The sequence below is a fragment of the Moorena sp. SIO3I6 genome (genome assembly GCF_010672095.1).
Genome location: NZ_JAAHHU010000265.1, coordinates 1 through 6,593, shown reverse-complemented (window position 1 = coordinate 6,593; position 6,593 = coordinate 1). Strand labels below are relative to the sequence as shown.

Sequence of the window (6,593 nt, the reverse complement as noted above, 5' to 3'; positions counted from 1 at the left end):
AAGATGCAACGGGTCGTTGTTGCTCGTTTCCGCAAGCGTTCAGATGCCGAGGGCCATTTAAAGGCTTTGAAACGGTTGATGCCGGATGCTGAATTTATTATTATTTTTGATCACGGCGAGCCTATAGAGGAAGAGTTGTAAGGAATCAGCGGTCAGTTATTAGCTGCGTAGGGTGTGTTAGGGACGAGCTCACCCTAATTTTGCGCCTCAACGCCCGGGGAACAGCCCGTCCCGTAACGCACCACCAAAACAGCAAATATGAAATGCATCCGTTTAATCTGAGCTATCAGCTATCAGTACACATAATTTAAGTAGGGTGGGCAAAGTTTTATGGTATCGAATACTGATTTAAACCCAACTTTTTTTGCCCACCCTACAAGCTAAAACTTAGAGTAAATTGAGTGTAAAAAAAAACGAATTCAAGTAGGGTGGGCAAAATTATATTATCTAGAATACTGATTTGAACCCAACTTTTTTTGCCCACCCTACAAGCTAGCTTATGCGATCGCACTTTTGCCTCTTGCCTCTTGCCTCTTACCTGCTCCCTGCTCCCTGCTCCCTGCTCCCTAAAAACCCAAAACTTTGTACTTAACTACATTGCAAACCGCTCTATGACTATTTCTACCCTACCCTTAACCATACCCCCCCTAGAAAACGGCGACACACTCACCCGTTTTGAATTTGAGCAGCGCTACGCCGCTATGCCCGAGATCAAAAAAGCTGAATTAATAGAAAGATGTGTGTATATGACTCCTGCTGTTCATGCTAAAGCTCACGGTAAACCCCATGCTCACATTATGGGATGGCTGGTTGCCTACGAAGCGGTTACTACTGGTGTAGAAGTTTTGAATAACTCTACCGTGGGTCTAGATGCTGACAACGAAGTCCAACCCGATGCTCTGCTGCGCATCGAGGAAAATGGACAATCTACGATCAGCAACGACGACTATGTCGAAGGGGCACCGGAACTGATTGTTGAAATTGCGGCCAGTAGCGCGTCGTATGATCTACACCAAAAGTTCAATGTCTATCGCCGTAATCAGGTGCAGGAGTATTTGGTCTGGCGAGTGTATGACCAAGAATTGGATTGGTTCTGTTTACAAGAGGGGAAATATATTGCCTTGCAACCTGATCAATCAGGCATTCTCACTTCAACAATTTTCCCTGGTTTGTGGCTAGCCAAATCCGCCTTATTATCAGGAGATCTAGGCACTGTGTTAGGGGTTTTACAAGAGGGAGTAGGGAGTAGGGAAATAGGGTGATAGGGAGATGGGGAGATAGGGAGATAGGGAGATTTTAAGCGATCGCATAAATACTCGTAGGGTGGGCATTGCTGAACATGATCTTTATTGAACGACGAGCAATTAAATAGCAATGCCCACCAACACCTTGCCTGTTGCTGCTTGACTCCAATACTCCCCATCACCCCATCACCCCATCACCCCAACTCCCCACCCTTCCTCCTCCCGACTCCTGATTCCCGATTCCCGACTCCCTACTCCCGATTCCCAATTCTTAATTCTTAATTCTTAATTCTACATTCCCAACTCCCCATTCCCCTTGACTCTCCGCCCTTATCCAATGGTATTCTAACCACTAGAAATAACTAAAAATAAAGAGGAGCAAAACAAAATGGGCAAAAAGAAATTACTCCCTGGCCAAAAATCTCCCATCCTACGTTCCACCACCGCAAAGCCCATCCCCGGCTTGACCGAAACCGAGCTGACGACTGGATGGGACGGGCAAGCCCAGGGGCTCCAACCCGCCCAACAGTGTCAAACACTACATAGTTATGCCTGTCCTCCTTTTGCCGGAGACGATGCGGAGTAAGACTCAGTCGATCTAAAGAAGCGGCAAATTGCATCAAAAGTCTTTTTTATAACGGCTGCTACTAGTTTCGTAGAACAGGCATCTTGCCCATTGCTCCTGTTACAATTCTCCCCATCTCCCCATCTCCCCATCTCCCCATCTCCCCATCTCCCTACTCCCAATTCTAAATTCTAAATTCTAAATTCTTAATTCTTAATTCTTAATTCCCCACTGTAAACAATTGTAAACCCCCCTTGACTCCCCGCCCTTACCCAATGGTATTCTAAACCCTGTAACAAACAAAATCTAACAGGAGCAAAAGCAAATGGGAAAGAAAAAACTCTTGCCTGGCCAAAAATCTCCCATCGTACGTTCCACCACAGCTAAGCCCATCCCCGGCTTGGAAGAAACAGCCCTGACGGAGGGCATGGGAGGCACCACCAGCCACGGTGTTACCCCTTCCATAAGTGCACCACCGGGGGTCACTTTTTCATTTCCTTTTGCGGGGGAAGGGGACGAGTAATAATCACTCTATCACAGTTAATGCAAATTATCTCAAAAGTCTTTTTTTTCATTGCTGGGCGGTCGATTGGCCGTTATAAATTTACGGGAAACCCTGGCTACTTCGGGGTCTTCGGTTACCTGGCACGGCTGGGTGTTTGCTCGATGCTTGCCCTGGTGAGACTTTTTTGACAAATGTTGTGATTCCGATAGAGAAACCCCAGCTATTGGGGTTTTTCGTTTTAAATAGGGGAATCGGAAATTAAGAATTAAGAATGAAGAATTAAGAATTGAGAATTAAGAATTAAGAATTTGAATACTTGTAGGGTGGGCATTGCTTCCGAAAGATCAGGCATTGAACGGCGAGCAATTAAATAGGCAATGCCCACCAATACCCAATTAGAATCGGGAATCGGGAGTCGGGAGAATCGGGATACTTGTAGGCTGGGCATTGCTTCCGAAAGATCAGGCATTGAACGGCGAGCAATTAAATAGGCAATGCCCACCAACACCCAAGGTCTGACGGTTTGATGGTAAGAATCGGGATAGTTGTAGGGTGGGCATTGCTGAAAATGATCTTTATTGAACGGCGAGCAATTAAATAAGCAATGCCCACCAATACCCAATTAGAATCGGGAATCGGGAATCGGGAATCGGGAGGAGTAGATAGTCAATGTGTGACTAGTTGATGGTAATATTTGGCGGGAACGGGCATCTTGATGGCATAGGCATCTTGATAGTAGAATAGCCATCTTGGTGAAATAGGAATCTTAGTGGAATGGGCATCTTGCCCGTTGCTGTAAAATAGTGATCTTGCTGTGGAATGGGCATCTTGCCCGTTACAATAGATAGTCGGGCGGGCAAGATGCCCACTCTACTGCTATTGATCCTTGGTCGCGGGCAGGATGCCCACTCTACTGCTATTGATCCCTTGATTCAGCAACACCAAAATTCTCCCCATCCTCCCGATTCCCGACTCCCCACTCCCGACTCCCCACTCCCAATTCTAAATTCTAAATTCTAAATTCTAAATTCTAAATTCTAAATTCTAAATTCTAAATTCTAAATTCTAAATTCTAAATTCTAAATTCTAAATTCTAAATTCTAAATTCTAAATTCTTAATTCTAAATTCTAAATTCTAAATTCTTAATTCCCCACTCCCCATCCATAACCTTAAAAACAAATGCCCGACCTCTCCACCATCCCCGGCTTCACGGAACTCCAATCCCACACCACCGGTGATTCTCGCCTTCTGATCGCAGTATTAGATGGTTCAGTAGACTTAGACCGAGCCTGTTTCCAGGGGGCAAAGCTGAGTCGAATTACCCCCTTTTGGTCAGAAGAACTTGAAATTGACCCCGATCTGATCAAAGTCTTCCGAGAGATTAATCAGTTAGATGACTTTGACGACGACACCAAAAAAGAAAAACTAGAAGCTGCTATTCCAGACGACCGGATTCGTTATCGGATTTTCTGCAATTTCCATGCTACCCATATTTCCAGTACCATTTTTGGACAACCAGGCTCTCCGGTTGAAGGCATTGCCCCTGGTTGCCGAGGCATTAATATCCCCATTGCTCGGGATGGGGAGAACTTCATCAACCCCCTGAACCTAGTTCATGCCTTTAATCAAGCTTTGGAACTGGGAGCGAATATTATTCACTGCGCCGCCTGTCACCCCACCCAATCCGGTGTCGCCCATGAACTGTTGGAAAAAGCAGTGCGTCAAGCCCAGGAGAATAATGTTCTGGTGGTTGCCCCTGGTGGTAATGATAAAGGGGAATGTTGGTGTATTCCGGCAGTTTTGCCGGGAGTACTAACGGTTGGAGCCTACAAAGATAATGGTCAACCGGCCAAGTTCAGTAACTTCGGTGGCCAGTATGCCAAACAAGGGGTGCTGGCTCCGGGAGAAAATATTCTGGGGGCACAACCGGGAACCGATGAAGCAGTGCGGAAAAAAGGAACCAGTTGTGCGGCTCCAGTAATTACTGGAATTTCCGCCTTGTTAATGAGTTTGCAATTACAACAAGGGGCAGCTCCCGATGCGGAAGCCATTCGTGCTGCTATTACCAATAGTGCCATTCCCTGCGACCCAGAAGAAGTAGAAGAACCAGAACGCTGTTTGCTGGGCAAGGTTAATATTGCCGGTGCCTTTGAGTTAATTACCGGACAAGAATTAGCAGCAAAAGGTGAAGGGTCAGAGATTACTAGTCAAGGCTCAGAGGATAAAAGTACGATTGTTTTTATATCGTCTAAGGAAGGGAATCGGGAATCGGGAATCGGGAATCGGGAATCGGGAATCGGGAATCGGGAATCGGGAATCGGGAATAAAGGGAACAGGGAACAGGGAATAGGGAATAGTGGAGAAGAATTAACGGAAACAGGAAGAGAAAATCAATTAACCTTATCTTCTGATGGGGTTAGCGATAATAATATCACCGCTAATAATATCACTGCTGATAATATCACTGCTAATACTACAGCAGCCAATAATATTGTGCCGAGTGCTGGGTCAAACCTGGTCTATGTGATGGGAACGGTGGGGTATGATTTCGGAACAGAAGCAAGGCGGGATTCTTTTAAGCAGTTAATGCCACCGGTAGAGGTCAACGGGGTAATGGTTCCCCCCAACCCCTACGATGCCAGGCAAATGGGAGATTATCTGGGTCAGAATCTCTATGAAGCGAAGTCTTTAATTTGGACGTTGAACCTAGAACTGACCCCCATTTATGCCCTGGAACCGGTGGGGGCATTTGCCGATGATACCTACGCCACCTTGCAGGATATGCTGGCCAGTGAGGCATTGCCAGAAAACGATGACGAGTATATAGAACGGGTGAGTATGGCGGGACGGTTGAGCCGGAAAACTGTCAAACTGTTTTCTGGACAAGAGCTGCCGGTGTTGAAGCTTTATAGTCCCCGGGGCATGTACGGCTGGACAATCAACACCTTAGTGGATAATGCCATCGAAGCCGTTCGTCAGGAACAGCAGAATGCTGATGAAGCGGCAATCCGGAAGTCTTTGACGGCATTTCTACATCGGGTCTATTATGACCTACGGAACTTAGGACAAGCTGACCGCGATCGCGCTATCAACTATGCCGCAATTAATGCCTTCCAAGCCGCCGAAAGTATTTCCGAAGCGGTAGCTATAGGCATGGAACTCCATAGTATTGAAGTAGAGAAGAGTCCCTTCTGTCGTTATGATAGCAACTGTTGGGATGTAAAACTGAAGTTCTTTGACCCAGAAAATGGTCGCAGAGCCAAGAAAATCTATCGCTTCACCATTGATGTGATTGATCTGGTGCCAGTTACCTTAGGTCACGTGCGTTCTTGGTCCGTACCGAAGTAGGGAGTAGGGAGTAGGGAGTAGGGAGTAGGGAGTAGGGAGTAGGGAGATAGGGAGATGGGGAGATGGGGAGATGGGGAGATGGGGAGATGGGGAGTAGGGAGTAGGGAGATGGGGAGATGGGGAGATGGGGAGTAGGGAGTAGGGAGATGGGGAGATGGGGAGATGGGGAGTAGGGAGATGGGGAGTAGGGGAGAAAGCGGTCAGCCAAAAGCTGTCAGCCGTCAGCCAAAGCTTATCTCTTTTATTGAAAAGCTGATAGCTGATAGCTGATAACTGATAGCTGATAACTGATAGCTGATAGCTGATAACTGATAACTGATAGCTGATAGCTGATAGCTGATAGCTTAAAAAAAAGCAAAAAAAAATGGGGAATAAAAAGTTAGTAAAAACCTTCCCCTCAAGGAAAAGCTAAAGACTAGAAGATGAAAAAACTAGGATATCCAAGAAAATATGATTACATCTAACGGTAGCATAAAGTAATTCAAAACGTCAATAGTTTGTTTGTGAACTTTTATGTTTAGGATTGTACTTTTATCTAGGAATGTTAAGAAATTTAAACAGAAATCGAGTTAAATCCAGTATAGGCTTCTGTGTAGGAATTGTGATAATTTTTGATACCATATTCCCGACTCCCGACTCGCTACTCCCGACTCCCTACTCCCTAATCCCGATTCCCGACTCCCGACTCCCTACTCCCGATTCCCTACTCCCTACTCCCTAAAACTCCAGAATCATAGATTAAGCTAGTAGCAAAGTTAGCTAAAAAACTAGAATCTATGTTCAAAAAGCTATTAGCTCAGGTGGGCATTGGAGCAGCAAAGGTAGATACACGTTTGTACTTTGATTCCCTAGCTCCTGGGGAAATGGTAGAAGGGGAAGTTTATATTACTGGGGGAGATGTTTCCCAGAAAATTGATGATATTTATATTT

Annotated in this window: 11 protein-coding genes; 7 read left to right on the top strand and 4 right to left on the bottom strand. The window is 45.7% G+C overall.

The genetic code is table 11. From position 1 onward, the window contains the following. Nucleotides 1–611 precede the first annotated feature (611 nt). From F6K49_RS33495 to F6K49_RS53740, 3 genes are all read left to right on the top strand, one after another. Nucleotides 612–1,262, top strand: a complete 651-nt coding sequence (locus F6K49_RS33495; RefSeq protein ID WP_293019768.1) for a Uma2 family endonuclease — start codon at nt 612–614, stop codon at nt 1,260–1,262. Between the two features lie 87 nt (nt 1,263–1,349). Next, nucleotides 1,350–1,526 carry a hypothetical protein gene (locus F6K49_RS33490; RefSeq protein ID WP_293019717.1) on the top strand — a complete coding sequence of 59 codons (177 nt, stop codon included), beginning with the start codon at nt 1,350–1,352 and terminating at the stop codon, nt 1,524–1,526. A 106-nt stretch (nt 1,527–1,632) separates the two neighbouring features. Further along, on the top strand, nt 1,633–1,830 hold the full coding sequence (locus tag F6K49_RS53740) for a cyanobactin class RiPP (protein WP_293019716.1): 198 nt from the start codon (nt 1,633–1,635) through the stop codon (nt 1,828–1,830). Here the strand turns inward: F6K49_RS53740 and F6K49_RS33485 are convergent. After that, on the bottom strand, nt 1,791–1,961 hold the full coding sequence (locus F6K49_RS33485) for a hypothetical protein (RefSeq protein ID WP_293066731.1): 171 nt from the start codon (nt 1,959–1,961) through the stop codon (nt 1,791–1,793). The genes F6K49_RS53740 and F6K49_RS33485 overlap by 40 nt on opposite strands. Nucleotides 1,962–2,134: 173 nt before the next feature. On the opposite strand from F6K49_RS33485, the gene F6K49_RS53735 reads away from it, so the two are divergent. Then, entirely contained in the window at nt 2,135–2,332 is a 198-nt protein-coding gene (locus tag F6K49_RS53735; RefSeq protein ID WP_364301995.1) for a cyanobactin class RiPP, read from the top strand. A 247-nt stretch (nt 2,333–2,579) separates the two neighbouring features. On the opposite strand, the gene F6K49_RS33480 is transcribed toward F6K49_RS53735, so the two are convergent. Together F6K49_RS33480 and F6K49_RS33475 are read right to left on the bottom strand one after the other, a co-directional pair. Next, nucleotides 2,580–2,936, bottom strand: coding sequence for a hypothetical protein (locus tag F6K49_RS33480; protein ID WP_293041875.1), 357 nt, complete (start codon nt 2,934–2,936; stop codon nt 2,580–2,582). Then, the gene (locus F6K49_RS33475) at nt 2,937–3,062 is read right to left on the bottom strand and encodes a hypothetical protein (protein WP_293103587.1); all 126 of its coding nucleotides are present in this window, start codon (nt 3,060–3,062) and stop codon (nt 2,937–2,939) included. A gap of 80 nt (nt 3,063–3,142) precedes the next feature. Between F6K49_RS33475 and F6K49_RS33470 the strand changes: the two genes are divergently transcribed. Together F6K49_RS33470 and F6K49_RS33465 are read left to right on the top strand one after the other, a co-directional pair. After that, entirely contained in the window at nt 3,143–3,334 is a 192-nt protein-coding gene (locus F6K49_RS33470) for a hypothetical protein (RefSeq protein WP_293019712.1), read from the top strand. Between the two features lie 160 nt (nt 3,335–3,494). After that, nucleotides 3,495–5,663: a PatA/PatG family cyanobactin maturation protease gene (locus F6K49_RS33465; RefSeq protein WP_293103583.1), complete on the top strand. Its 2,169-nt coding sequence runs from the start codon at nt 3,495–3,497 to the stop codon at nt 5,661–5,663. Here the strand turns inward: F6K49_RS33465 and F6K49_RS33460 are convergent. Continuing rightward, a complete protein-coding gene (locus F6K49_RS33460) occupies nt 5,623–5,871 on the bottom strand; it encodes a hypothetical protein (protein ID WP_293066743.1) in 249 nt (82 codons plus the stop codon). The two genes, F6K49_RS33465 and F6K49_RS33460, sit on opposite strands and share 41 nt — an antisense overlap. 568 nt (nt 5,872–6,439) lie before the next feature. Between F6K49_RS33460 and F6K49_RS33455 the strand changes: the two genes are divergently transcribed. Further along, nucleotides 6,440–6,593 (top strand): sporulation protein (locus tag F6K49_RS33455; protein WP_293103591.1); only part of this gene is annotated, 154 nt, incomplete at its 3' end.